Below are 26,490 nucleotides of genomic sequence, written 5' to 3' on the forward strand. Positions count from 1 at the left end.
CATGATGAACCTTTCGGATATATATAAATAGAAAATTTACTTTTTTGCGCTAGTTCCCTCCTTTCTTGCATAAATATAGCAATGTAAGGAGGGATTTATTTTGCCAAGAATTCGAGGTCCACTTCGGCGAAGAGGTCCTCTGCCTTTTCGATATGTCTTTTTACTTACGATTGTCTTTTTTACTTTTTCAACAGCTATGGGTTTATGGCTGGTCAATGAGGGATTAAAACCAACATTGATTAGTTACGCAGAATCACAAACACGGAAGATTGCCACGCTTGTTATTAGCAATGCGATTAATAAAAAAATTGCCAATGAAATGGAAATTGAAAACATTATTGAAACAGTTCCAGATCAAGAGGGCATGTCAAAGTTAAATGCAGAAATTGTTAATCGCGTTAAGGCCGAAACAACCCATCTTATTCAAAAGAATTTAAAGGATGCCGAGAGTGGCAACCTGTCTGAGCTAGAACTATTAACTGATGTGGAATTTGAGAAAGCAGATAAGAACGATGTGGAGGGGATTGTTTACTACGTTCCACTTGGGCAAGCAACGAATAATGCATTACTCGGAAATTTAGGGCCTAAAATCCCGATTCGTTTTACGGCGATTGGAGATGTTCGTTCAGATGTAAAGACAAGCATTAAAGATTTTGGAATTAATAATGCATATGTTCAGGTATATGTTCATCTTATCGTAAATGTTCAAATCATTATTCCTTTTGCGACAAAGGTTACGACCATTGATGAAAATATTCCAGTCGGTATGTTTATTATGAAAGGAAATGTTCCTCAGTACTATAATAATGGCAACGGGGGATCGTCACCAGCATTGCAATTGCCTGATAAAAAATAATAAAAAAACAGGACTTCCCTTTGAAGGAGTCCTGTTATCTGTTTTTACGAGCTTTAAGCCTGTCCTGCCTTTCCCAAAGCTTTAAATGAGGAAAAGGATCATACGACCATTCGGTATAGCCATTGTCCTTATACATGCCATAATGCAGATGAGGAGGGAATTTGCCGGAAGTTCCTGGAGGCCCATAGCCTGAGCTGCCGACACCACCAATTACTTTACCTGGTTCAACCACTTGACCAACCTTTAAGTCTTTAGTAAAACCGCTCAAATGAGCAAAGTAGTGATAATTATTATTGATGTCACGAATACCGATGCGCCAGCCACCATATTTATTCCAGCCCTTCATTTCGATTATTCCATACGATGTAGCGCGTACTGGAACCCCGTAACCAGCAAAAATATCTGTGCCCTCATGGATTCGGCGTCCACCCCATCCACGAGCATCCCCCCATGTGTTTTTATAGCTAAAATTGCTTCGAATTGGAACAGGGAAAGCATGGTCATCTAAAGCAAGATGACCGAAGTGGCGATAGAGCTGAGCTTTGCCTATGATAATCCCAACCGTTTTATCTCGATGATAATACTCCCATAAGCCGATTTTTATGTTTTCATGATCTACACCGTAGTTTAACAGGAAATTGGCAAAGGCATATAAAACATCTTCATCATCTTGAAGATTAGCCCTTCCATCTCCATTGCCGTCCATGCCCATTCCATCAAAGAATTGGATAGATGAAGGATTATTATCCTGAATATTTGGATTTAATAGCCCTGCCCATACTTCTGGCTTAAAATAAATAGCAATGGTACCTTCAGCTTTCGGAATATCCTTCCGTGATAAACGAACACTGCGCTCATATTGATCGATTGCTGCAAGGTAATACCATGGAATATTCGAGATTGCTTCCACTTTTTTGTATAATTCCATTCTGTTCTGATACTTTTCAGCCTGTGCTTGGTTATTGGCATAGGTTTGATTTGATGATAATAAAAAGCTTGAGACGAGCATAATTAATAAGAGAACAAGCCGCACAACAATCCTCCTCTCTTTGTAAAAATAGAACGATGTAACTTTTTGCTTTTTGGTTTCGTATTTATTTTGTGAGCTTCTGTAAAAAATCATTTATATCAATAAATGGTAATCGAGCACGTTGCTTGTTCTTGATTTTTCAATATGATACAGTGACAAATGAAAGATGTACGAAGGGTGTGGAATTATGAGTAAAAGACGAGAATTACAACGTAAACCAGAATGGTTAAAAATAAAACTAAATACAAATGAAAACTATGTCGGATTAAAAAAAATGATGAGGGAAAAAAGCTTACATACTGTATGTGAGGAAGCAAGATGCCCCAATATTCATGAATGCTGGGGTGAAAGAAGAACCGCAACCTTTATGATTCTTGGTGACATTTGCACACGTGCCTGTCGTTTTTGTGCGGTCAATACAGGCTTACCTTCAGAATTAGATTTACAGGAACCAGAACGCGTGGCAGACTCTGTTCAACTCATGAATTTGAAGCATGTTGTTGTTACGGCAGTAGCCCGTGATGATTTGAAAGATGGTGGTGCAGGTGTTTTTGCGGAAACAATCCGTGCGATTCGCCGTAAAAATCCATTTACGAGCATCGAGGTATTGCCATCTGATATGGGTGGGGTGGCTGAGAATATTGCGATGATTATGGAAGCTAAACCAGACATTCTTAATCACAACATTGAAACGGTTCGCAGCCTTACCCCTAGAGTTCGTTCGAAAGCAACTTATGAACGGTCATTGGAGCTTCTGCAGCGTGCAAAAGAGCTTCAGCCAGATATACCGACGAAATCAAGCATTATGGTGGGTGTTGGCGAAACAAAAGAGGAAATTATCGAGGCAATGGATGATTTACGTGCGAACCATGTGGATATCCTAACGATTGGTCAGTATTTACAACCTACAAAAAAACATTTGGCGGTTGAGAAATATTATAGTCCTGAAGAATTTCAGGAATTAAAAGAGATTGCCCTCGAAAAAGGCTTTAGTCATTGTGAAGCTGGGCCTCTTGTACGTTCATCCTATCATGCTGATGAACAGGTAAATAGTGCAACAAAGGAAAAGCAAATTCTTGGGGAAGTTTCCCAAGAAGCAAAAGAGGCATAATAATAAAGAGTTCAGCTACTGCTGAACTCTTTTTAGCCATCATAAATGAATTTGACTAAGGGATTAATCAGTCACTTCTTTACTGCGGTCATCATTTCCTTGCGGTGATAAGGACATTTTCTTAATTATATTTTCCATTAGGCTATCGATATTGCGGCTATCGGCATCGAGGGTAGCAAAGTTTTCAACATCCTGTCTAAGGTTTGTATTGTCGGTGACGTAAACATCAAACCAGCTCGGTACGACAGATGCTGCCGTACGTTTAACTTGATCTGCCGTTAAGGAACGATCCTTTGAATCAGTCTTATAGACAATCAGAACTTTATCGTCTGTGACAAGGGTTGAAACATCATCAACATTCGGCACATCGGTTTCAAATTGGCTGATGATTTTGGCTAGCTGTTCCCGATCAATTGCAGCATAGTGATCACTTGACGCATTCGTTCCCATGACTGGATTTCGTTGATGTCTGACATAACCAAAATCTTCACTTTTGTCGCGCATACTTTTATGATCATCTTCGTTATATAGCTCAGCACGGTCATTATTGACATTGATGGTATTACCGCTTTCTTTGTAGGGGTCATTTGCTCCCAAACTTGCATTGTCATTGGTACAAGCTGTTAACGCGAATATGCCGCAAATCCCTGGCAAATACAAGGTTTTTTATCATTCTATCCACCTCCTCATGTTTAGAATGACCAAGAAGTACACTTTTTCTCTTAGTAATTGATGGGGAATAAGTTATAATTTAAATAAGACTAACTTTGTTAAGGCAGATTCCTATGAAAGTGAGGTGGATGGAGAGCGTGATTTGTATAAATAATGTTTGTTATGAAGTAATTGAGGATCAACGAGATGGTTTTAATGAGGAAGCTTTTAGAGGAAGATATAGCGACATATTGAACAAATACGACTATATTGTTGGAGATTGGGGTTATGGTCAGCTTCGTCTGAAGGGATTTTTTGATGATCAAAATCAAAAGGCAACATTCGATACTAAAATCAGTACATTAACCGAATACTTATATGAGTACTGCAATTTTGGTTGTGCTTATTTTGTCATGAAAAAAGTTAAAAAATAACAATTGGTCAGATATACTTAATCTGACCCACGTTATTTTACATGCTCATAAATGGCTCCCTACAGTTTAGAGGGTTTCATAGAGGAAGCCTCGAAGTTCAGCTGCCTGTTCTTCTGAGAGCTGGTAAGCATGCTCGAGATAGCCTTCTTCCTCTAAATCATCAGGACCGATAATCGCAAACCGATTTCCTTGTAGGTCAAGAACTAATTGTTTGCCATAAAAGCGCTGTGATTGCACAATCGCTAAGTCAAATCTTTGTGTATCACCTACAAAGCTCACATAGCGAGTTTTAGATTCCTCATTATCATCATATAAAAAGTAACGATTTGTCATAATGACCTCCTAAGAATTACACGATAAAATACGTACATATGCCTATCTTATCAAATTTTTTAAAAAATAAAATAATTTTGCTTTTCAACCGGAATTAAATAGCGAAAGGATGAAGCTGCATGTATTTTGTGGATAGAGATAAAATTGAAGTGATTTTAGTACATTTAGAAAAACAAATCGAATTGTTCGAGCAAAAGAAAGATTGGGAAACACCATATGAAAAAGCTGCACTTGAGCGAATTCCCCATATCATGATTGAAGCCATATTGGATGTTGGGAATGATATTATTGATGGCTTCATTATGCGCGATCCAGGTAGCTACGAAGACATCATTGATATTTTGACAGATGAAAAGGTAGTCACACAAGAACTAAGTCTAGCATTAAAGAGAATTATTCCATATCGCAAAATTCTTGTTCAGCACTATACCGAAGTGGACCATAAACAATTGCAAACGGATTTTACAGAAACCTTGCCTATCCTAAAGGAATTTGCTCCGCTCGTTCGCAACTATTTGCAAAATGAGCTCGGACCAGTTTCTGCATTTAGACGTTAGTCTGGGAATAAACAATGCTTCCAAACTTGGGAGCATTGTTTTGTTGTATTCATATAAGGAGGAAATTTCTGTGGGCCTTATAAATGGACTGAAGCCACAGAGGTTAAGATATGCTACAAGAGGGAGTGAGTAAATGAAAAAGTATAGTGGATATCTAATTGATTTAGACGGAACGATGTACCGTGGGACAGAGCGAATTATTGAGGCAGTCGAGTTTGTTCAAAAACTTTACCACAAAGGGATTCCTTATTTATTTGTGACGAATAATTCCTCACGGACGCCAGAGCAGGTCGCACAAAAACTCCGGTCATTTGGCATTCCCTCAGAGGATAATCAAGTTTTTACGACAAGCCAAGCAACAGCAAATTATATTTATGATAAAAAACAAAATGCTTCTATCTTTGCGATTGGCGAAGAAGGAATTATGCATGCGTTAGAGGAGAAGGGCTTTTCAAATGCCTCTGAGACAGCAGACTATGTCGTTATTGGGATTGATAGAGGAATTAGCTATGAAAAATATGCAGTAGCTTGTCTTGCGATTCGCAATGGTGCAACGTTCATTTCCACTAATGGGGATATAGCGATACCGACTGAAAGAGGGCTATTACCAGGTAACGGTGCATTAACATCCGTCATCACCGTATCAACAGAAACGAATCCTATTTTTATCGGTAAGCCTGAATCCATCATTATGGAACAAGCGTTAAAGGTATTAGGGACGAAAAAGGAAGAAACGTTAATGGTCGGCGATAATTATGCAACCGATATTATGGCTGGAATTAATGCTGGGCTGGACACGCTGCTCGTTCACACCTGGGTGACAACGAAGGAGCATCTAAAGGGATATACGATTCAACCAACGTACACCATCAATTCCTTGGATGAGTGGACAGAGTTTTAATAATAAGAAAAGGAGGAAACTGCAAAGCAGATTTCCTCCTCAGATTGTCGAGACAGGGTATCTTTCTCGGCATTTTTTATTTTGTCATGCTAATTGACCGGTCGATTTCCGTTCCAAGTGCTTCGCTTTCCGCGGGGTGGGCGGTGAGCCTCCTCGTCGCTACGCGTCTGCGGGGTCTCACCTGTCCCACTGCTCCCGCAGGAGTCTTCGCACCTTCCACTCTAATCAACCTGGGTGTATCAACCAGAAGAATTGCCACACACTTTTTCTAACCTTGCTTCCGCTTTTCGATTTGTCCAGCTCCAGCGGCTAGGGGCTCGAGGTCATAAGTCGATTCCGGCCAGAAGGTTAAAGAACAACCTTCCGTCCGGCTCGTCTTATGCTTGTCGCCCCTGGGCAAGCCGCTTCCGCTTTTCGATTAGTCCACATTGGCTGCGCGGTGTGCTAATCGGCTTGAGGCAGCTGCTGCAATTGCCCCAACAAGGTCGTCTAAAAACGTATGGATTTTACCTGATGATTTATCGTTTAATTCCTGTAAAATTCCTGGTTTTTGCTTATCAATGTATCCATAATTGGTAAAGCCGATTGAACCATAAACGTTGACGATGGAAAAGGCTAAAATTTCATCAACACCATAAAGCCCTTCATCTGTTTCAATCATAGCTTGTAATGGTCCTTCTAATAACTTTTTCTCAGCTAACACATCAAGCTGAATTCCTGTAATAATGGCATTCTGAACCTCCCGCTTAGCTAGGACGCGCTCAACATTGTGAATGCAATCCTTCATGTCTAAACTAGGATGGTATTTTTCTTGGAGGTAATAGACTAATTTTGCAATATCTTCAATTTGGACTCCTCTGTCATTTAACAGCTTAATAGCCGTTTTATCAGACATTTTTACGACTTTAATTTCTTCCTCCATATGCTCACCTTTTCTTCTGTATTTTTCCTATATATATACGTTTTTTTAATAAAATATGCTCCTATAATACAGGCTTCACCAACATCTTTTCCCATAAAAATTTGATTATTCATTATTAATAATAAGTTACAAACAAGTTTTTAGCAAAAATTTCATATAGTTACAATAGGGAAAAGCTTATTAATGCCTTTTAAAGAGGTGAAAAGGATGATTCAACCATGGCTTGAACAGCAATATGGAATTAAAGCTGAGGAGGAGCTGTCGATTGGACGTTACTCAGCATGCAAACGAGGCGATCAACTGTATTTATTAATTCATCCAGTTAAACAGGATCAAGAGGAAATTGTTGAACTTCAGAAGATTACTCAGCATTTGGCCTACACAGGTGACAAAACCGTTCCGTTGTTTTTTCCTTCTAAAACAGGTGAAATAGTAAGTGAATGGAAAAATGAAAAAGCCTGTGTATTAGCTTGTAGAAGCGGAATGAAACGAAAAACAACATCACCGCTCGGACGAAAGCTAGCAAAATTCCACCAACGCGGAAGAACTTTATCAGTACCGATTAATAAAATGAGCCGATTAGGACAATGGAAGCAAATTTGGGAAAAAAGATTAGATCAAATGGAAGGTGTTTGGTCCTCTAAAATATATCAATATCCAGAAAATGAGTTTGAAAAAATGTTTATGGAATCCTTCCCGTATTATATGGGGTTAGCGGAAAATGCAATTCAATATCTTGTTGATACAGAAATAGATGAAAAGCCAACAAGTGTTGATCATGGGACAGTATGTCATGAGCGTTTTTCTGAGTCGACTTGGGGTGAAGAAGCGGTATTTAAAAATCCGTTTGAATGGATTATGGACCATAGCAGTCGTGATTTAGCCGAATGGACAAGGGAACGATACTTTCATAACAGCCAGACGTATGAACCAGATGTTAAACAATTTTTTTTCGATTATCAAAGCCGTTCAAAGCTTTCTCCATTTTCTTGGCGCCTACTTTACGCGAGAATGATCTTTCCGCTTCATTACTTCGAATGTATTGAGGGGTATTATGTTTCTAGTACGGAGCAAACTAGGCATACATTAGAAGACAGACTGCAAAAGCTACTAAATCATTCGAGTGAGTATGAGCAGTTTTTAGCAGTATTTTATCAAATCGTTGAAGCACCGGTTAGAGCGTACCGCATTCCAGAACTTGATTGGCTGAAACGGATATAATTTGAAAATTCAATCCATAATACTTCATGAAAACCTTTTCTTGTAGTATATTAATATAGTAATCATGATATACAGAGATGGGGTAAAATATGAAACCTTATATTTTTATTACAAGAAAACTACCCGAAAATGCTATTTTAAAATTAACAGAACACTTTACCGTAAACATGTGGGATAAGGAAGATGTCCCTGTTCCCCGCGAAGTTTTATTAGCAGAAGCCAAAAAGGCACATGCCTTGCTAACGATGCTCTCTGATAAAATTGACGAAGAAGTAATCATTGCAGGTGAATCATTGAAGGTTATTGCAAACCTTGCAGTTGGCTACGATAATATTGACATCAATACAGCGACGAGCCGAGGAATAGCCATTTGCAATACACCTGAAGTCCTAACAGATACGACTGCCGACTTAACCTTTGGTTTATTGATGGCAACCGCACGCCGCTTAATTGAAGCAGCTGAATTTGTTAAAGATGGTAAATGGCAAAGCTGGAGTCCGTTATTACTTGCTGGCCATGACATTCATCATAAGACAATTGGGATTGTTGGAATGGGGAAAATCGGTGAAACAGTTGCCAAGCGAGCAACTGGTTTTGACATGGAGATTTTATATCATAACCGCTCACGAAAGCCAGAAGTCGAGCAAGCAATTGGTGCACAGTATGTGTCCTTTGACGAGCTTGTTACTCGCGCTGATTTTATTGTTTGCTTAACACCGCTAACGAATGAAACGAAAAACCTGTTCACAGCTGAGGTCTTTAAACAAATGAAGTCTTCTGCTATTTTTATTAATGCATCAAGAGGCCCCGTTGTTGATGAGAATGCTCTTTATGATGCTCTTATCAATGGAACAATCGCTGGTGCTGGACTGGATGTGTTTACGAGAGAGCCAATCTCAGTCGATCATCCACTGCTTAAGCTGACAAATGTTGTGGCACTCCCACATATCGGTAGCTCAAGCGTTGAAACAAGAACAACCATGATGAAATTGTGTGTAGAAAACATTCTTAATGTCTTAACAGGTGAGAATCCGAAAACATTAGTTAACAAACAATGGAATTTACAAGGTACCCATTAATGTAAAGTGAAACCTGTGGAAATGATTTTCACAGGTTTTTTTCAATGAAAGCGATTAACTTCGAAAAGGGGGTAAAAAACTATTGTAAAATCTGAAAACTAGAAATATAATGTCTTTTATATAAATACAGTTGTTCATTCTAAGAGTACAAAGGGCAGGGGGTTATCGTATGAAAGCTATCTCAGTAGGATTACTAGGTTTAGGTACGGTTGGTTCTGGTGTCGTTACGATTATCGAGAACCATCAAGATAAATTAATGCATCAAGTTGGATGTCCAATAAAGGTGAAAAAAATCCTTGTTAATGATATAAATAAGCCAAGAGCAGTGGAAGTATCCAGAGAATTATTAACCACCAATGAAGCCGATATTTTAGATGATCCAGATATTGACGTTGTGATTGAAGTCATGGGCGGGGTCGCAAAAACAAGAGAATATCTCCTTGAAGCTCTTAGGAAAAAGAAACATGTTGTAACAGCTAATAAAGATTTGATGGCTGTTTACGGTACAGAGTTACATACAGTTGCGGCTGAAAATGGCTGTGATTTATTTTATGAAGCAAGTGTTGCCGGCGGAATTCCAATTCTTCGTAGCTTAGTAGATGGACTTGCTTCAGATCGGATTACCAAAATGATGGGAATCGTCAATGGAACGACAAACTTCATTTTAACCAAAATGACTAAGCAAGGTGTTGCCTATCAAGAAGTATTAAAGGAAGCACAGGAACTAGGATATGCTGAGTCCGATCCGACTTCAGATGTAGAAGGCTTAGACGCTGCCCGCAAAATGACGATTTTAGCTACATTAGGCTTTTCGATGAAAGTAGATCTTGATGATGTAAAAGTCACCGGAATTACGCAAATTACAGAGGATGACTTAAAATATGCTAAGCAGCTAGGCTATACGATGAAGTTACTTGGGATCGCTCGTCGTGATGGTGAAAAGGTAGATGTTAGCGTTCAGCCAACATTATTACCTGATACACACCCGCTTGCATCTGTAAATGACGAGTACAACGCCGTCTATGTTTTTGGGGAAGCTGTTGGGGAAACGATGTTCTACGGACCTGGTGCAGGTAGCTTGCCAACTGCCACTTCAGTCGTGTCTGACGTTGTGGGTGTCGTCAAAAATATGCGTCTCGGTGTTAATGGCCGAAGTGCAGTTACACCGCAATTTCCAAAGAATTTAAAAAGCTCAGACGAAATATTTTCAAAATATTTCTTGCGTTTGCACGTATATGATGAAGTTGGCGCATTTGCTGACATTACTGGAATTTTTTCAAAACATCGAGTTAGCTTTGAGAAGATTCTTCAAATGCCGTTAAAGCGTAAAGAGCTTGCGGAAATTGTTCTTGTAACACACCATGCAAGTTTAAAAGACTATGAGGAAATCCTAAATGAATTAAAAGATTTACACGCTGTGAAGGAAATCAAAAGTTCATATCGTGTGGAAAGAGGCGAAAGAGCATGAGATGGAAAGGCTTAATTGAAGAATACAAAGAATTTTTACCCGTTACCGAAAATACACCAGCATTAACGCTTAATGAAGGGAATACTCCACTTATTAAGCTTGAGAAGATTTCTGAGGAATTGGGAATTAACCTATATGTAAAAACTGAGGGGGCAAACCCAACTGGATCATTTAAGGATCGCGGAATGGTGTTTGCTGTTGCGAAAGCAAAGGAAGCAGGGGCAGACACTGTAATTTGTGCATCAACAGGAAATACATCTGCAGCAGCAGCAGCCTATGCAACTCGCGCAGGAATGAAATGTATTGTAGTTATTCCTGAAGGAAAAATTGCTCTTGGAAAGCTAGCACAAGCTGTTATGTACGGGGCAGAAATCGTTTCAATCGAAGGAAACTTTGACCAAGCGTTAGCTATGGTTCGCAAAATTAGTGAAACAGAGCCAGTCGCACTCGTAAACTCTGTTAATCCATATCGACTTGAAGGACAAAAAACAGGGGCATTTGAAATTTGTGATCAGCTTGGTGAAGCTCCTGGACATTTTAGCTATTCCAGTTGGAAATGCAGGAAATATTAGTGCCTACTGGAAAGGCTTTAAAGAATATCATGAGAAAAAAGGTCATAAACTACCAAAAATGTTTGGCTTTGAAGCGGCTGGTGCGGCAGCCATTGTTCATAATCGCGTATTTGAAAACCCTGAAACCATTGCCACGGCAATCCGAATCGGAAATCCGGCGAGCTGGGAATTAGCGGTCAATGCTGGAAAAGAATCAAATGGTTTAATCGATGAGGTAACCGATGAAGAAATTCTTGCCGCATACCGTAAAATTGCTGCAACTGAAGGGGTATTTGCGGAGCCTGGTTCTGCTGCTTCAATCGCAGGTGTCTATAAAAAGGTACAGCAAGGTGAGATTCCTAAAGGATCGACGGTTGTTGCCATCCTTACTGGAAACGGCTTAAAAGACCCAGATACAGCAATTTCTGCAAGTCCAATCAAACCAGTATCGTTACCAAACGATGAAAAAGCTGTTGCGGACTATATTAAGGGAGTTGTCCATCAATGAGTGAGGACGGGATGTTTGTTATCAAAGTGCCTGGCAGTTCGGCAAATCTAGGACCTGGATTTGATTCCATCGGCTTAGCTGTAAATCTTTACCTAACCATTAAGGCAGAGAAGAGCGAGGCTTGGGAAGTGATTCCAGAGAGCCCGGAGCTAGCGGAATTCCCAGCAGATGAGAATAATTTTATTTGTAAAACTGCGATTCAGACAGCGTCCTTATATGACAAAAAAATGCCGCCTTGCACGATAAAGGTATCAAGTGACATCCCTCTGACAAGAGGATTAGGTTCAAGTGCTTCGGCAATTGTTGCCGGAATTGAATTAGCAGACTGTATGTGTGAGCTAAACTTAACGCAAGATGAAAAACTTGTCATTTCATCTCAGATGGAAGGCCATCCAGATAATGTGGGAGCTTCCATTTATGGCGGCTTGTTCATTGGCTACCAAACAGATGAAGAAGTGTATAAAGCTGTTTTCAGAAATCTTAGTCTTGATTTAGTGGCGGTTGTACCAAAAGAGGAATTGTTAACGAAGGCGTCACGTAACGTACTGCCAGAGCAGGTACCATTTTCAGAAGGAGTCGCCTCTGGTGCAGTCGGGAACTTACTTGTTTCTTCTCTATTGTCAGGGGATTACGAGCTTGCTGGTAAAATGATGAAAGCGGATCGCTACCACCAGCCATATCGCCGCAAGCTTGTCCCACATTTTGAACAGGTTGAAGAAACAGCTTTAAAGTCTGGTGCATTCGGTGCAGCGTTAAGTGGTGCTGGTCCTTCTATTCTGTGTTTTGCTGAAAAAGGTGCTGGTCGAGCATTAGAAGAAGCGTTAATTGAACAGTTTCCAGAAATGGACATATTGCCTTTGGAAGTTGATCAAAACGGTTCAATTGTCAGTGAATGCAAATTTGAAAAATGTGGAAAATAAAAAACAGGGCTGAATTCCTTGAAGAATTCAGCCCTGTTTTTTGAAATTAAAATACTTGTTCGACTTCCACAACGCCCGGTACTTCTTCTAATAAAGCGCGCTCGATACCAGCTTTAAGTGTGATAGTAGAGCTTGGGCAGCTGCCACAAGCACCTAATAAGCGTAATTTTACAACGCCATCTTCAACATCCACTAGTTCGCAGTCACCGCCATCACGTAAAAGAAATGGACGTAATTTATCTAATACTTCTTGAACTTGTACTAACATATCTTGCTCAGACATTCAATCTACTCCTTTCCTTAATCTTATTATAATCAGAACAACCATAAAAATCTATTCCCGAAACCGTAAAACTAACATAAAAAGGTGAATAATATTAGAATATTATTATAGATAATTTATAAAAAAGGAGGGGTGGGATGGATAGAGAAGGTTTGGAAATAATTGTATACGGGGCTGAGCAGGTTTGTTCCAGTTGTGTTTCGGTCCCTTCATCAAAGGAAACGATAGAATGGTTAGAGGCTGCTATCAGCCGAAAATTTCCTAATCAGCATTTTGAACTCTCCTATGTGGATATTTTTAATCCACCAAGTGGAGATCGGGTAAAGATGGATTTTGCACAGAAGGTCATCGACGAGGATTTATTTTATCCTGTTGTTGTGATCAACGGAAACATCGTTGGTGAAGGCAGCCCAAGGCTAAAAGTGATCTTTGCGGAAATGGAGAATAATGGGTATAAGGCGGAATAAAGGAATCGCTTGAATCGGAAATAGCTAACCGAACAACTTCTATTACACAAAAAAACGCTTGGGAGATTACTTCCCAAGCGAATCTTCTTCTACATATCATCATCCATTATGATACTTATAAACCCATAAAATTCCTGATTTTAACAGTCGCGCAACTCTCCCCGTAATCGGTCGATCAACAAGCATTCCGAAGCCGTGCTTTTTACCAAGCGAGCCTAGAACACCCTTTAATTTAATTTGCGGGAAGGATTCAGGCGGCTCCTCGCCATTCCAGCGATTCACTAATACTTGAACAATTTGTTCAGCCTGTCCCTCTGCGAGCTGTGCACTTGGAGCATGAGGCAGGCTGGCACAATCGCCCAAAACATAAACATGTTCATTATTAGGGATGTTGTGCTGCGGCGTCAAAATAACGCGGCCCTGATTATCTTTGTCAACATCTAGGTCTCGAACTACTTTAACAGGCTGAATACCTGCTGTCCAAACAATCGCATCAAAATCCATTGGTGCATCATGGTTGTAGAGGACGTTTTCTTCGACTCGTGTAATATTGGCATTATTAATGATGTCAACGCCATTTGTATCGAACCAGTTTTCAACATACGTGCTCAATTTCTCAGGGAAAGCAGATAGAATAAAATTACCACGATCGAATAGCTTTATTTTTAAATCTTTCCTGCTTTCATTTAATTCACTCGCAAGTTCTACTCCACTTAGTCCTGCTCCAACAATGGCTACTACTGAACCCGGTGCAAGGTTGTTGAGGGCTTGGTAAGTATTTCGTGCTTTTTCAATTGTTTGAATGCTGTAAGTAAATTGATCAGCACCAGGAACATTATGGTATTTATCCTCACAGCCAAGACCGATAATCAAGTCGTCGAAGCTAATGGAAGCTTGTTCCTCTAAAGAAATGGTTTTTTCATCGAGATTAATGGAGGTGATTTCTCCATATTGAAGTTGAACTCTAGGATGGGAAGGAAATGGAACGCGTACATGCTGATCGGAAATGGTACCTGCTGCTAAAGCGTAAAATTCCGTTTTTAAACAATGGTAAGGACTTCTGTCTACAAGTGTAATGGAAACATCATCCTGGAAGCTGGTTTGGTAACAGACGTTGCAATATGCGCATTCCGCCATATCCGCCACCAAGAATAACAAGATTTTTCATGCATTTTTTCCCCTTTTCCCCAAAATATATAGCAGCTTCCATGAACTGCTTTCTCTATGTATCTCTATTAAAATCAAAATAAGTAAACTTTGATGATTGAACTCTATAGATGAGAAGTTTTTTAATCACATAAAAACAGTGAAAATGCTAACTAGTTGCTAATACAAGAAACTTGTATAATTCGACAATTATAAACACTTTTCAGTATAACGAAGTTGTCACAAAATCTCAACAATTTCCAAACGAAAACGTACCAAATCTTTTGATTAAAGGAATTGACGTTTAATATCAAGAAGAGTAGCATATGAAATTAGTAGAGAGAGGTGAGTGACTTGATTAAGCCAATGGTCGAATTTTGTATTGGTAATTTAGTAAAAGGATCTCAAGTAGCATTCGAGGCTCTTCAAAGAGACCCGAATTTAGATGTTATAGAGTATGGCTGTATGAGCTATTGTGGTATTTGTGAATCGACATTATTTGCAGTAGTGAATGGTGAAATTATTAAGGGATCTACACCAGACGAACTGGTTGAAAAAATATATCAATTCATTGAAGAAAACCCGATGTTTTAACGAAAAGCGGAAGCGGCTTGCTCAGCCCCGACAAGCACAAGAAAAGCTGGCTGAAAGGTCGTAATTTGACCTTTTGGACAGATTGGCTCGTGACCTCGAGAGGCTAGCCGCTGGAGCTAGACAAAACGAAAAGCGGAAGCGGCTTGCTCAGCCCCGACAAGCACAAGAAAAGCTGGCTGAAAGGTCGTAATTTGACCTTTTGGACAGATTGGCTTGTGACCTCGAGGGGCTAGCCGCTGGAGCTAGACAAAACGAAAAGTGAAGGCGGTTTGAAAAAATTAGGCAATCACATTAGTTGAGTCATCTATTGTTAGTGTATATACTGTTAATAAAAGTGTTCCGAGAAAGGTGTGAAAAGGATGGAACAAATTATCACCATTACTGAAGCAGCAGCACTTCAAATTAAAGATATGATGAAACAAAATGATGAGGACGGAGCGTTTTTACGTGTTGGAGTTCAAGGCGGAGGCTGTAGCGGTCTTTCTTATGGAATGGGATTTGATCATGAAATAAGCGATACAGATACGAAGCTGGAACAACATGGCATCACTGTTCTCATTGATGCAGAAAGCGAGCCTATTCTCAAAGGCACAGTGATTGATTTTAAAGAATCAATGATGGGTGGCGGCTTCACGATCGATAACCCAAATGCCATTGCATCTTGCGGATGTGGATCATCGTTCCGTACAGCAACAAACGAAGGTAAACCTGAAGAGTGTTAATATAAAAAAGCAAAGTGGAATTTTCCACTTTGCTTTTCTTTTTTAAAAGTAAAGAAAGTATAAAATTTTGATGGGTGGTCTAGCTCCAGGCGCCATCGGCTCGAGGTCACAAGTCTGTCTAGCTGCAGCGGCTAGGGGCTCGGGGTCATAAGCCAATCCAGCCAGAAGGTCAAAAAGCAACCTTCCGACTGGCTCGTCTTATGCCTGTCGCCCCTGTGCAAGCCGCCTCCGCCTTTCGAACAATCCGTCCAAAAGGTCAAAGAACAACCTTTCGGCCGGCTCGTCTTGTGCTTGTCGCCTAAGGCTAAGCGCCTTCCGCTTTTCTTCTTTATTTAAACATTGAAGAACTGTGCATTGGTTGGATTTTTGATTTTGGATCAATGTAATGTTTTGCCATGCTTACCGCGATTGGTGCCTCGCCAAAACCACAGGCAATCAGCTTAACTTTTCCATCATAAGTACAAATATCGCCAGCTGCAAAAATGCCAGGGATGTTTGTTTCCATTTTAGAGTTTACGACAATCGAGTTTTTTTCAATTTTAAGTCCCCATTCTTTAATTGGACCTAAAGAAGAGACAAAACCGTAGTTGACAATTACGGCATCGACATCAATATTTTCCAATTTCTCATCATTTACATTTTTTATTACGACTTGCTTAATACCGGCCTCATTTCCGATTAAATCTGCCGGAACAAAAGGAGTTTTAACATCAGTATTTGAGTTTTGAAGGTTTTCAACACTATGCTCGTGTGCTCTGAATTTATCGCGACGATGAATGATGGTTACTTTCTCTGCAATTGGCTCTAACATTAGGGTCCAGTCGACTGCAGAGTCGCCCCCACCAAATACTACGACCTTTTTACCTGCGAATTGGTTAAGATCATCAATAAAATAATGAAGATTTTTGGCTTCATATTGAGCCGCACTTTCTAATTCTAAGCGACGTGGCTGGAAGGCGCCGTTCCCAGCTGTAATAATGACAGTTTTTGTAAAATGCACTTCTTTGTCGGTTGTTAATTTAAACGTGCCATTTTCTTGTTTTTCTACTTTTTCAACGGCTTGCTCAAGTACAACAGTTGGCTTAAATTTAGTTATTTGCTCTTTTAGGTTGTTTACAAGCTCTTGTGCCCGAACCTTAGGAAAGCCTGCTACATCATATATGTATTTTTCGGGATAAAGCGCGGCTAATTGACCGCCAAGTTGTGGTAAGCTTTCAATAACCTTCACACTTGCCTGTCTCATTCCACCATAGAAAGCGGTGAACAATCCAATTGGACCCCCGCCAATGATGGTAATGTCATAAACTTGCTGATCTTCCTTCACGCGATAACCCCCCAACAAATGTGCTTGCATTTATTTAATTTATAATACCATAAATTGTTTAAATTGCTCTAAGAATAGGGGTAAATATTATTAGAAAATTGAAAATTTAACAAAGTAGGCTTTTCGTGCTTGAAAATGAATTGTAAATGGAATATTATAATCTTGGAATTATGTTAATTTTTTGTGACGATTTTTTAACGATTTTTTGTCTATGAAAGTGAAGTATCTCACAAACTTCTCTAGGATATAGAAATAATCAGCATCCAACAGATAAAAAGAATGGATTTTTAAAAATAAGAAAAAAGGTGGATGGATTACTTTGAGTAAGCCGAAAATAGTTGTTTTAGGGGCTGGCTATGGCGGCCTAATGACTGTTACAAGATTGCAAAAAATGGTAGGTGTAAATGAAGCTGATATCACATTGGTAAATAAAAATGATTACCACTATGAAACAACTTGGCTTCACGAGGCATCAGCGGGAACGCTTCATCATGACCGTGTTCGCTATCCAATCAGTAATGTTATTGATCGTAGCAAAGTAGAATTTGTTCAAGATTGTGCGATTGAAATTAAGACCGCTGAAAAGAAAGTGATTTTGGAGAACGGTGAACTAAATTATGATTATCTAGTTATCGCACTTGGCGGGGAATCTGAAACATTTGGTATCAAAGGCTTGAAAGAGTATGCTTTCTCTATTGTAAACGTAAATGCAGCTCGACAAATTCGCGAACACATCGAACTACAATTTGCAACTTACCAAAATGAAGAGGAAAAGAAGGATGATCGACTAACGATCGTTGTTGGTGGTGCTGGTTTCACTGGTATCGAATTCCTTGGTGAAATGGGAAATCGTATTCCAGAATTATGCAGAGAGTACGATGTAGATAAAAGTAAAGTAAGACTTATTTGTGTTGAGGCTGCACCAATGGTTCTTCCAGGATTTGATCCTGAGCTAGTTAACTACGCTGTGGCTCAATTAGAGAAAAAGGGGTAGAGTTCCGCATCGGAACAGCCATTAAAGAATGTACACCAGAAGGAATTATTGTAGCTAAAGGTGAAGATCAGGTTGAGGAAATTAAAGCAGGGACTGTTGTTTGGGCAGCTGGCGTTAGAGGAAACTCAATCATTGAAAAATCTGGAATTGAAGCAATGCGTGGACGTGTTAAGATTCAAGCAGATTTAAGAGTACCTGGAAGTGACAATGTATTTGTAATCGGTGACTGCTCACTAATGATTAATGAAGATATTAATCGTCCATACCCACCAACTGCACAAATTGCGATGCAGCAAGGGGAATGCTTGGCTAGAAACCTAACAGCATTAATCAGAGGTAAGGGTGAACTTGAAACATTTAAGTTTGATAATAAAGGTGCTGTTTGTTCCCTTGGTCACGATGATGCAATTGGTTTAGTATTCGGAAAGAAAGTGGTTGGAGCGAAAGCTTCTTTCATGAAAAAAATGGTTGATAACCGTGCGTTATTGCTTATCGGTGGCGCTTCACTCGTCATGAAAAAAGGTAAATTTAACGTACTATAATAACTTATCATATATAAAGACAATCCATCGCTATCGAATCCAATAGCAGGGTTGTCTTTTTATCTTTGGCTGTGTTGAATTTGTCTGTTGATTTCCGCTACAGGTACTCCCTTTCCGCGGGGAGTCTGGGAGCCTCCTCGGCGCTTTAGCGCCTGTGGGGTCTCCCGTGACACCTTCTCCCGCAGGAGTCTCGTACCTTTCGCTCCAATCAACAGAGTGCTCAAAAATCAACACTGTTCTTTAACACAGCCTTATTTTTTAATTATGTCCTAACAGCCTTTCTATTAATAGAAGAATCTATCAGAAATATTAACTGAAAAATGAAAAAAAGGTCGAAATAGCGGCGAGAAAAAAGACGAATCCATTGACTACCTCTGACAAGTTCAGTACACTTTAAAATGAAGTGTTAGGGGGAGGGAGCTTGATGGAACTTACCATCGTTACGCTTATTATTTCAATGCTTTTGTTTTTTGTGCTGTTTTTTGGAATTGGCTTTTTGCTCAATATGCTATTAAAAATGACATGGATTATGGCAATTGTCTATCCATTTATTGCAATTTTCATAGTTGATAAGGTTCGGTTTATTGAATACTTTCAAAATAGTAAAGAGTCATTTCGTGAACTAGGTGGACTTTTGAGCAGTTTAGCTCCTGCGGATATGATGATTTTATCAAGTGGGTTAGCTGGGGCAATCTTAGCAGGATTTACAATTAAGGTACTACGCAAAAAAGGATATCTTATGTTTTAACTATATTAAGCAAGAATATCATTGTTACCACAGTATCCTTACTGTGGCTTTTTTTATACTTTAAGAAAGCATAAATTTCCAGCAGAGATGTATATTCGACGTAGATGAAAATTTTAGGAAAAAAGTATAAGCGCAACTACGCCTTTGTCTTCGCCCTACAGGCTCGCCAACCGGCGAGTTTTCTTTATGCAATTTTTTATTAGAAAATAAAAAACGTTAAGATGCATAATTCACGTTTTGGTGGGAATGAATAGAGTTGGGAGGTAGAATTCGTTTTATGATAAAACAACTTAAAACATGGACAAGGCGGTTCATCATGTCTTGTTTGTTTTTTGCCGCATTACTCACGACTTATCAGTCTATTTCCGGCGTAAAAGTAGAAGATTTATTCTCAAGTGTCAAGCAGCGAATACAAATTGAAATCGCAGACTCAGGTTTACCATCTATACCGATGGAACTGGCAGAGAAATTAGTCGAAACGTTCGGGCAATACATGACGCAAATACTAGCAACAAATGTGTCAGCCGCTAGCCCACAATCATTAGAGGAAGCGATTGATTGGACAAAGTATCCCAAAAAAACCGTCGTAGCCACTGGCTATACGGCTGGATATGAATCAACCTGGAAAAAATCCTGATCATCCGGAGTTTGGCATCACCTATTCAGGTGTTCGGGTGAAGCGGGATTTGTTTTCAACGGTTGCAGCTGATTTAAATGTGTTCCCAATTGGCACGATTTTGTTTATCCCTGGATATGGCTACGGAGTCGTGGCAGATAAAGGTGGGGCGATAAATGGAAATGAAGTGGACTTGTACTACGATACAGTAGATGAGGTTTACAATGAATGGGGGAAGCGAACCCTCGATGTGTATATTATTGAAATGGGAGCAGGAACACTTTCCGAAAATAAGCTAAAAGAGCTAAATGAAAATGAATCGATGCAAGTGTTTCGTCAACAATACATTCGAACAGAGCGGAAATAGAAAAGAAGGCGGGTACAAGTGTATCTGCCTTCTTTTCTGAGTTTTATTAAGTAAAAAAGATCAAATTAAAAAATATAACAACAAGGTTAGTGCAATTCCAGTTAGGCCACCAAAAAATACTTCAATGGGTTTGTGTCCCAGTAATTCTTTTAATTCTTTCCGTTTCTCTATCTCGGGCTTGCCTGTCCAGTTTTTTGCTTCAAAAATAATTTTATGAAAATCGGCAACTAGCTGGTTTAAAACAATTGCTTGCTCTCCAGCTTGTCTCCGCACACCTGTCGCATCAAACATCGTAATTATCGCAAACAAAGCCGATACGGCAAATACAGGAGAATTCAATCCTGCTTCTAAAGCTACACCGGTAGATAGGGCTGTCACGGCTGCAGAATGTGAGCTCGGCATTCCGCCTGTACTCGTTAATAAAGACCAGTTGATGTGCCTGGTTGCTAAAAATTGAATCGGAACCTTGACAAACTGAGCAAAAAAGATTGAGGCGATCGCAGACCAAAATGGGAAATTTGAGAGCATTTCCATTGGGATACCTCCTTAGTATTGTATCCATTTGCGGAGTACGTGTAATGCACACATTATATATTTCTATTATCCACAAGTTTAGTAATTTATGCCATTTATAAACATTAGGTTTACTGGTTTTTTGTTATGGCTTCCAATAAATCGGGATATGTGTTTAAATCCCATATCAATTTAAGTATCCGTTATAATGTAGATATATGATATGGAGGTGTTTTGGATGTTTCAATTAAAGGATAGATGGGACTTATCAGATTTTCATGAAGGAATGATGATTGGGGTATATGATCGTCCTGCTAAGCTTGAAGGATTTTTAGCAGAAGTCGATGCGGCATTTGCTGGGAATTTAACGGAGTTGTTCAAAAATAATGATATATCAGGAAAGAAAAAAGAAGTAACGGTCATACATACGCTTGGGAAATTTAACATAAAAAAACTGATTTTTGTTGGATTAGGTAAGGAAAAGGAAGCTAGCTTTGAGGCAGTACGCGAGACGGTAGGATACGCCTTTAAGGAGCTTCAAAAAATGAAAATGACTGAGGTGGCCGTGGCGCTTGATTCATTTGTAAGAGGGGAATTGGATGTTCTTGATATGGCTCATGCACTGGGTGAAGCCTTTCAGTTATCAACCTACAAATTTGAAGGCTATAAGCAAAAGTCAAATGAGCCTGAAAAGAAAATTAGTCTGATCACGGTTTATTCTGAGCTAAACGATGCAGATGAAATTAATGCAGCGTTACAGGTCGGTTACACCTTTGGTCAGGCAACCAATTCTGCACGGACGCTCGTGAATTTGCCTGGCAACATGTTAACGGCGACAGATATCGCGAATTACGCGAAGGAGCTAGCTGAAAAATACGGTTTTGAATATGAAATTTTAGAAAAAAAGAGATGGAATGTCTCGGTATGGGCGCGTTGCTTGCGGTTAATCAAGGATCTGTTGAGCCACCAAAAATGATTATCCTCAAATATCAGGGAAAAGAGGAATGGACTGAAGTAATTGGTCTAGTTGGTAAAGGGATTACCTTTGATACAGGCGGTTATTCCATCAAATCCAAGGATGGAATTGTTGGGATGAAAACAGATATGGGCGGTGCAGCAGCTGTTTTGGGGGCAATGGAGATCATCGGTGAATTGAAGCCAGAGCAAAATGTAGTCGCCGTTATTCCATCTACCGATAACATGATAAGCGGGGCAGCACTAAAGCCGGATGATGTCATTACTTCAATGAGTGGAAAAACAATTGAAGTGCTAAATACAGATGCAGAGGGCAGACTTGTCCTAGCGGATGCCGTAACGTATGCCTTGCATCATGGCGCAAATTATCTAGTTGATGTTGCAACGTTAACAGGTGGTGTCATCATTGCACTCGGGAATGACACAACCGGAGCATTAACCAACAATGAACGCTTTTTTGAACAGGTTTTAGAGGCATCTAATGAAGCAGGGGAACAAATGTGGAGGTTGCCAATATTCCCTAAAGATAAAGAAAGAATTCGTAGTAGCAAGATTGCTGATTTAAACAATTCACCAGGGCGTGAAGGGCATATGATTATGGGGGGAGCATTTATAGGTGAATTCGCAGAGAATACTCCATGGGTTCATCTCGATATTGCCGGCACTGCTACGACAAACAAGGACTATGATCTTGGTCCAGCGGGAGCCACAGGTGTGATGGTCCGAACGCTTGCCCTACTAGTTGAACGATTCGAGCCGTTAAAGTAAGGATGGCCATTTAAAAAGTATTGGATAGACGTATTCACTATCATGGCTTTTGCCCATTCCAATTACCTCCTTTCTGCATATTAAATAGTGTAGGTAGAGAGTAGAAAGAAAAGGAGGTAGACAGAATGGAAGATGTTCGTCGTCCGTATGGTGGTTTTGGAAGACCCGGATTTGGCTTCGGTAGACCCGGGTTTGGTTTTGGAAGACCTGGATTTGGCTATGGCAGACCAGGCTTTGGCTATGGTGGTCCATTTCTTGGAGGTGTGTTAGGTGGATTATTAGGCAGTACACTGCTATATCCGCGCCCATACTACCCATATCCGTACTATCCACCGTATTACCCGCCATATTATTACCCACCGTATTACCCTTATTAATTAAAGGCATATAAAAATGAACAGGCTGGTTCTGTAGGTTAACTAATCTAAGAGTCAGCCTTTTATTTCTTTTGGATGACTCTATTCAAGTGATTTTGTTCATTGTTTCTTAAGGATTTCTTAACATATTATTTCTTGTTATTTCTGGTGAAATAACTGAAAATAGGGATATAAAGGTAAATCAATGTTTTTAGCAGACCTTTTACCTAAACAACCTCCAGCTCAATGAGCTCGCATAGGAGGAATGACGATGGATATGGATTTAATATTAAAAGTGACTGAGAATTATGGGTATCTTGGTCTTTTCTTATGGTTATGGCTTGGTATTTTCGGAATTCCTGTGCCAAACGAAGTAATTGTGATGACGATTGGCTTTCTTTCATTTGAAAGGGTGCTCCATCCTGTTATCGCCTTTGCCGTAACTTATATCGGGATCATATCTGCATTAACCACTTGTTACGTTCTGGGACGATTTGTCGGACGCCCGTTCTTACATTTTTTTGAAAAAAGGAAAAGGTTTTCCAAGAAAATCGATTCTTCTTTTAGGCTAATTGAACGCTACCATGCTTTTTCACTTTCACTTAGCTATTTCCTGCCTGGTTTTCGAAATTTTGTACCATTTTTATATGGAGTTGGCCGTTACTCTTTCAAATCGTTTGTGATTTTTTCGTATAGTGGAGCGCTCATGTGGTTGGCTATTATGTTCTCAATTGGATATTGGTTTAATGATAAGATGGAAACAATCCTTATCTATGGAAATGAACTGTTGTTTGGAATCGTGTCCGTCGTTGTTATTCTAATTATTGCTAAGCTAATCCAGCGATTACGTCATAAAAAAATCAATGCAATCAGAGGTCATGGACCTCACGCATAGTAAAGAAGTGTAAAAACGAAAGTTGAAAAAGGGGTTAAGACAATGGACTTAAATGAGACACTGATTGGTGCACTAGGTATTAAAATTACAAACCTTGGTCAAGGCACTGTTACGGCAACCATGCCGGTTGATGAACGAACAAGACAACCAATGGGTTTCTTGCATGGAGGCGCATCCGTTGCGTTGGCTGAGACAGTTGCGAGTATTGGTGCTTACAAGCTAGTCGATCAAGAAGCTGAAGCGGTAGTGGGTCTTGAAATTAATGCAAACCATATCAAAGGAAAAAGGGATGGAATGGTTACAGCTGTTGGGACGCTATTACATCAAGGCAAAACAACAATGGTTTGGGATATAAAAATTACCGATGAAATTGGACAAACAATCTGTATTTCACGTTGCACTATTGCCATAATTAAATTAAAAAAATAAAGAGACTGCCGCCGTACAATTTGATGGTGGCATTTTTTGTTTGGAGTCATTATAGAAAAATTTAAAAAATTTCCGAAGTTCATGTTATAATAAAATTAAATATTTTGAAAGCAGTCGAGAGGTTAAGAAAGCAGGTGAATTAATGAGAGAGGACCATCAATATTTATTTATTGATTTTGAGTTTACTATGCCTGAAAGAAGTGAAAGATTTAAAGGGTTTTATCCGGAAATAATCGAGGCAGGAATCGTTTCTGTCATAGGCGAGCACGTTAATGAACAGTTTTCCTCATTTGTTACTCCTGTCCGCTTCCCTATTTTAAGTGAACGCTGCAAATCATTTCTACATATTTCTCAGGAGCAGGTTGATCAAGGAATTTCTTTTCGAGATCTTGTTAAGAAGATGATGGATTTCAATAGCCTATATCCAACCACTATTATTACGTGGGGGAACATGGATATGCGAGTGCTTCGTCATAATTGTCAGCGAAGCGGAAATGTGTTTCCGTTTAATGGTAAAGAAGTGGATTTATCGATGGAATATAAGCGCTTTTTTGGTGACCAAAATCAAACTGGACTGTGGAAAGCAGTTCAGGAGTATGGTAAAGAGGGTACTGGTAAACACCATCGCGCCTTGGATGATGCTTTAACTACCTATAATATTTTTAAATTAGTCGAAAAGGATAAGAAATATTTAGAAAAACCAAAACCACCAACAATTGGTGATCGAGTTGATTTTTCAAAGCTATTAAATAAATTCGCATAAAAAGCCAAATCACCTCAAACTGATTTGGCTTTTTAATAGTTTAAGAAAGCATAAAAATTTGATGGGTGTCTAGCTCCAGCGCCTAGCGCCTAGTGGACTTCACCCTCCCTCCCTACGATAAGTCAACATCGATTCGCTACTTACGTGCTCATCGTGTTTCCTTTATCTCAGTCGGAAGGGCTCCAGTCCATACGTCGCTGAGCAAGGCGCTTGCGCTTTTCTTGTTACGCTTTAAAATAATCCTGCTCTAGTTCTTCAATCAGTGTTAGGCTTTGTTGTGACCAGGCTGTCGCTTTCTCCGTTAATTCCTGCTTCATTTTATCAAGCGCTTCCTTCAGTGATTCTAAGTAATCCGGTATAACTTCTTCGTAAGGTTTAACCATTTGTTTTGGAATATTGGCCTGCTCGCGAAACGCAAGTGCACGACGCTGGTGAAAGAAACCGACATCCGCATCCTTTGGATGGTGTAGATCACCTTGCATTGGGTGCTTCGCAACAGCTAGGGTACGGACTAAATAGTGTTGAGGCCGAATGTCGGTAATTTCCCCTATATATTTTCCTGTTTTATAGATGGCTGTCACTTTATCGCCAACATTTAATTCACTCATTATAGTTCCTCCTTCATGACAATTGGACTCTTTAATCATTATGGTTATAATAAGGAAAACAAATCAAGATTTTAAAGGAGAAAAAAATGAAATTACGAGTTTTAATGATTATAACCGTCCTATTCCTTTTGTCAGCTTGTGGAAACAACGATGAAAATGCCAATACAAATGGAAATGGTCAAGAAACAAATAATGAAGCAGTTGAACAGAATAATAATGAGACTGAACAGGCTCAAGAAGATCGTGAATATCCACAGTTATCAAGTGAGGTTGGCGAAGATGAAATTCTAGTTGAAATGGAAACATCAATGGGAATGATTAAAATTAAACTATTCCCTAAATATGCACCGAAAGCAGTTGAAAACTTTGTTACTCACAGCAAAGATGGTTATTACAATGGACTGATTTTCCATCGAGTCATGAATGAATTTATGATTCAAGGCGGAGACCCGACCGGAACAGGTCGCGGTGGTGAAAGTATTTACGGAAAGAATTTTGAAGATGAATTCTCAGAAAGTCTTTATAATATTCGCGGCGCATTATCAATGGCAAATGCAGGTGAGGATACAAATGGAAGCCAGTTCTTTATCGTCCAAAATTCAAAGCTGGACCCACAGGCGGAAAGCCTCCTTGAAAATTATCCTGAACCAATCCGCGATGCCTATCAAAAAGGTGGAACTCCATGGCTTGATTTTAAGCATACTGTATTTGGTCAAGTAATTGACGGTATGGATGTAGTGGATAAGATTGCTGCAACGCCAACTAATGCTGAAGATAAGCCAAAGAACGATGTGGTAATTAAGTCGATCGTAGTGAAAGAGTAGCCATAAAAGTGGAA

The 26,490-nt window shown here is 39.5% G+C and carries 25 protein-coding genes and 6 pseudogenes; 22 read left to right on the forward strand and 9 right to left on the reverse strand.

Translation table 11 applies throughout. The features are described from left to right. The first annotated feature begins 100 nt into the window (after positions 1 to 100). Positions 101 to 856: a sporulation protein YunB gene (gene yunB / locus RGF10_RS04360; protein WP_318507626.1), complete on the forward strand. Its 756-nt coding sequence runs from the start codon at positions 101 to 103 to the stop codon at positions 854 to 856. A gap of 34 nt (positions 857 to 890) precedes the next feature. On the opposite strand, the gene RGF10_RS04365 is transcribed toward yunB, so the two are convergent. Continuing rightward, the gene (locus RGF10_RS04365; RefSeq protein WP_412176712.1) at positions 891 to 1,865 is read right to left on the reverse strand and encodes a M23 family metallopeptidase; all 975 of its coding nucleotides are present in this window, start codon (positions 1,863 to 1,865) and stop codon (positions 891 to 893) included. 208 nt (positions 1,866 to 2,073) lie between these two features. Between RGF10_RS04365 and lipA the strand changes: the two genes are divergently transcribed. Next, positions 2,074 to 2,997, forward strand: a complete 924-nt coding sequence (gene lipA, locus RGF10_RS04370; RefSeq protein ID WP_318507630.1) for a lipoyl synthase — start codon at positions 2,074 to 2,076, stop codon at positions 2,995 to 2,997. A 63-nt stretch (positions 2,998 to 3,060) separates the two neighbouring features. Here lipA and RGF10_RS04375 read toward each other — a convergent pair whose 3' ends face one another. Beyond that, the gene (locus tag RGF10_RS04375; protein WP_318507631.1) at positions 3,061 to 3,657 is read right to left on the reverse strand and encodes a YhcN/YlaJ family sporulation lipoprotein; all 597 of its coding nucleotides are present in this window, start codon (positions 3,655 to 3,657) and stop codon (positions 3,061 to 3,063) included. Between the two features lie 140 nt (positions 3,658 to 3,797). Here RGF10_RS04375 and RGF10_RS04380 point away from each other — a divergent pair, with 140 nt between their 5' ends. Continuing rightward, complete coding sequence (locus tag RGF10_RS04380) at positions 3,798 to 4,082, forward strand: YutD family protein (protein ID WP_412176677.1); 285 nt, start codon at positions 3,798 to 3,800, stop codon at positions 4,080 to 4,082. A 66-nt stretch (positions 4,083 to 4,148) separates the two neighbouring features. On the opposite strand, the gene RGF10_RS04385 is transcribed toward RGF10_RS04380, so the two are convergent. Continuing rightward, positions 4,149 to 4,415 (reverse strand): DUF3055 domain-containing protein, encoded by a 267-nt coding sequence (locus RGF10_RS04385; protein ID WP_318507634.1) that lies wholly within the window; start codon positions 4,413 to 4,415, stop codon positions 4,149 to 4,151. Positions 4,416 to 4,534: 119 nt separating this feature from the next. Between RGF10_RS04385 and RGF10_RS04390 the strand changes: the two genes are divergently transcribed. Next, positions 4,535 to 4,972, forward strand: a complete 438-nt coding sequence (locus tag RGF10_RS04390) for a DUF86 domain-containing protein (RefSeq protein ID WP_318507636.1) — start codon at positions 4,535 to 4,537, stop codon at positions 4,970 to 4,972. A 133-nt stretch (positions 4,973 to 5,105) separates the two neighbouring features. Continuing rightward, entirely contained in the window at positions 5,106 to 5,873 is a 768-nt protein-coding gene (locus RGF10_RS04395) for a TIGR01457 family HAD-type hydrolase (RefSeq protein ID WP_318507638.1), read from the forward strand. Positions 5,874 to 6,291: 418 nt separating this feature from the next. Here RGF10_RS04395 and RGF10_RS04400 read toward each other — a convergent pair whose 3' ends face one another. After that, positions 6,292 to 6,795, reverse strand: a complete 504-nt coding sequence (locus tag RGF10_RS04400; protein ID WP_318507639.1) for a phosphatidylglycerophosphatase A family protein — start codon at positions 6,793 to 6,795, stop codon at positions 6,292 to 6,294. Between the two features lie 207 nt (positions 6,796 to 7,002). Between RGF10_RS04400 and yutH the strand changes: the two genes are divergently transcribed. The 5 genes and pseudogenes from yutH (at position 7,003) to thrB (ending at position 12,542) form a co-directional block, all read left to right on the forward strand. Further along, positions 7,003 to 8,016: a spore coat putative kinase YutH gene (yutH, locus tag RGF10_RS04405; RefSeq protein WP_318507641.1), complete on the forward strand. Its 1,014-nt coding sequence runs from the start codon at positions 7,003 to 7,005 to the stop codon at positions 8,014 to 8,016. A gap of 89 nt (positions 8,017 to 8,105) precedes the next feature. Next, positions 8,106 to 9,095: a 2-hydroxyacid dehydrogenase gene (locus RGF10_RS04410; RefSeq protein ID WP_318507643.1), complete on the forward strand. Its 990-nt coding sequence runs from the start codon at positions 8,106 to 8,108 to the stop codon at positions 9,093 to 9,095. 169 nt (positions 9,096 to 9,264) lie between these two features. After that, the gene (locus RGF10_RS04415) at positions 9,265 to 10,563 is read left to right on the forward strand and encodes a homoserine dehydrogenase (protein ID WP_318507645.1); all 1,299 of its coding nucleotides are present in this window, start codon (positions 9,265 to 9,267) and stop codon (positions 10,561 to 10,563) included. After that, positions 10,560 to 11,622: pseudogene (gene thrC / locus RGF10_RS04420) on the forward strand (threonine synthase). Before RGF10_RS04415 ends, thrC begins: the two are co-directional and overlap by 4 nt. After that, positions 11,619 to 12,542 (forward strand): homoserine kinase, encoded by a 924-nt coding sequence (thrB, locus tag RGF10_RS04425; protein WP_318507646.1) that lies wholly within the window; start codon positions 11,619 to 11,621, stop codon positions 12,540 to 12,542. The pseudogene thrC and the gene thrB overlap by 4 nt, the downstream one beginning before the upstream one ends. A 46-nt stretch (positions 12,543 to 12,588) precedes the next feature. On the opposite strand, the pseudogene RGF10_RS04430 reads toward thrB, so the two are convergent. Next, positions 12,589 to 12,810 (reverse strand): annotated as a pseudogene (locus RGF10_RS04430) (NifU family protein); the annotation flags it as partial. A 152-nt stretch (positions 12,811 to 12,962) separates the two neighbouring features. Between RGF10_RS04430 and RGF10_RS04435 the strand changes: the two are divergent. Then, positions 12,963 to 13,292, forward strand: coding sequence for a DUF1462 family protein (locus tag RGF10_RS04435; protein WP_318507648.1), 330 nt, complete (start codon positions 12,963 to 12,965; stop codon positions 13,290 to 13,292). A 99-nt stretch (positions 13,293 to 13,391) separates the two neighbouring features. Here RGF10_RS04435 and RGF10_RS04440 read toward each other — a convergent pair. Continuing rightward, positions 13,392 to 14,460, reverse strand: a pseudogene (locus tag RGF10_RS04440) (NAD(P)/FAD-dependent oxidoreductase). Positions 14,461 to 14,795: 335 nt separating this feature from the next. Here RGF10_RS04440 and RGF10_RS04445 point away from each other — a divergent pair. Then, positions 14,796 to 15,032, forward strand: coding sequence for a YuzB family protein (locus RGF10_RS04445; RefSeq protein ID WP_318509329.1), 237 nt, complete (start codon positions 14,796 to 14,798; stop codon positions 15,030 to 15,032). Positions 15,033 to 15,391: 359 nt separating this feature from the next. After that, positions 15,392 to 15,754 (forward strand): HesB/IscA family protein, encoded by a 363-nt coding sequence (locus RGF10_RS04450; protein ID WP_318507649.1) that lies wholly within the window; start codon positions 15,392 to 15,394, stop codon positions 15,752 to 15,754. A gap of 328 nt (positions 15,755 to 16,082) precedes the next feature. On the opposite strand, the gene RGF10_RS04455 is transcribed toward RGF10_RS04450, so the two are convergent. Continuing rightward, a complete protein-coding gene (locus RGF10_RS04455) occupies positions 16,083 to 17,078 on the reverse strand; it encodes an NAD(P)/FAD-dependent oxidoreductase (RefSeq protein WP_318507651.1) in 996 nt (331 codons plus the stop codon). 367 nt (positions 17,079 to 17,445) lie between these two features. On the opposite strand from RGF10_RS04455, the pseudogene RGF10_RS04460 reads away from it, so the two are divergent. The 3 genes and pseudogenes from RGF10_RS04460 (at position 17,446) to RGF10_RS04470 (ending at position 20,345) form a co-directional block, all read left to right on the forward strand. After that, positions 17,446 to 18,614 (forward strand): annotated as a pseudogene (locus RGF10_RS04460) (NAD(P)/FAD-dependent oxidoreductase). A gap of 424 nt (positions 18,615 to 19,038) precedes the next feature. Further along, entirely contained in the window at positions 19,039 to 19,362 is a 324-nt protein-coding gene (locus tag RGF10_RS04465; RefSeq protein WP_318507653.1) for a YuiB family protein, read from the forward strand. A 277-nt stretch (positions 19,363 to 19,639) separates the two neighbouring features. Further along, a pseudogene (locus RGF10_RS04470) lies at positions 19,640 to 20,345 on the forward strand (3D domain-containing protein). 60 nt (positions 20,346 to 20,405) lie between these two features. Here RGF10_RS04470 and RGF10_RS04475 read toward each other — a convergent pair. Beyond that, a complete protein-coding gene (locus RGF10_RS04475) occupies positions 20,406 to 20,879 on the reverse strand; it encodes a divergent PAP2 family protein (RefSeq protein WP_318507655.1) in 474 nt (157 codons plus the stop codon). Positions 20,880 to 21,096: 217 nt separating this feature from the next. Here RGF10_RS04475 and RGF10_RS04480 point away from each other — a divergent pair. The 5 genes and pseudogenes from RGF10_RS04480 (at position 21,097) to kapD (ending at position 25,044) form a co-directional block, all read left to right on the forward strand. Continuing rightward, positions 21,097 to 22,601: pseudogene (locus RGF10_RS04480) on the forward strand (leucyl aminopeptidase). 125 nt (positions 22,602 to 22,726) lie between these two features. Beyond that, on the forward strand, positions 22,727 to 22,978 hold the full coding sequence (locus RGF10_RS04485; protein ID WP_318507657.1) for a hypothetical protein: 252 nt from the start codon (positions 22,727 to 22,729) through the stop codon (positions 22,976 to 22,978). 250 nt (positions 22,979 to 23,228) lie between these two features. After that, a complete protein-coding gene (locus tag RGF10_RS04490) occupies positions 23,229 to 23,852 on the forward strand; it encodes a DedA family protein (RefSeq protein ID WP_318507659.1) in 624 nt (207 codons plus the stop codon). A 42-nt stretch (positions 23,853 to 23,894) separates the two neighbouring features. Then, positions 23,895 to 24,281 (forward strand): hotdog fold thioesterase, encoded by a 387-nt coding sequence (locus RGF10_RS04495; RefSeq protein WP_318507661.1) that lies wholly within the window; start codon positions 23,895 to 23,897, stop codon positions 24,279 to 24,281. Positions 24,282 to 24,423: 142 nt separating this feature from the next. Next, entirely contained in the window at positions 24,424 to 25,044 is a 621-nt protein-coding gene (gene kapD, locus RGF10_RS04500) for a 3'-5' exonuclease KapD (protein WP_318507663.1), read from the forward strand. A gap of 224 nt (positions 25,045 to 25,268) precedes the next feature. Here kapD and RGF10_RS04505 read toward each other — a convergent pair whose 3' ends face one another. Next, positions 25,269 to 25,652: a kinase-associated lipoprotein KapB gene (locus RGF10_RS04505; RefSeq protein ID WP_318507665.1), complete on the reverse strand. Its 384-nt coding sequence runs from the start codon at positions 25,650 to 25,652 to the stop codon at positions 25,269 to 25,271. 86 nt (positions 25,653 to 25,738) lie between these two features. On the opposite strand from RGF10_RS04505, the gene RGF10_RS04510 reads away from it, so the two are divergent. After that, positions 25,739 to 26,476 carry a peptidylprolyl isomerase gene (locus RGF10_RS04510; RefSeq protein WP_318507666.1) on the forward strand — a complete coding sequence of 246 codons (738 nt, stop codon included), beginning with the start codon at positions 25,739 to 25,741 and terminating at the stop codon, positions 26,474 to 26,476. Positions 26,477 to 26,490: the final 14 nt, after the last annotated feature.

This window comes from Bacillus sp. T3 (assembly GCF_033449965.1).
In the GTDB taxonomy this organism is placed as follows: Bacteria; Bacillota; Bacilli; order Bacillales; family Cytobacillaceae; genus Bacillus_BU.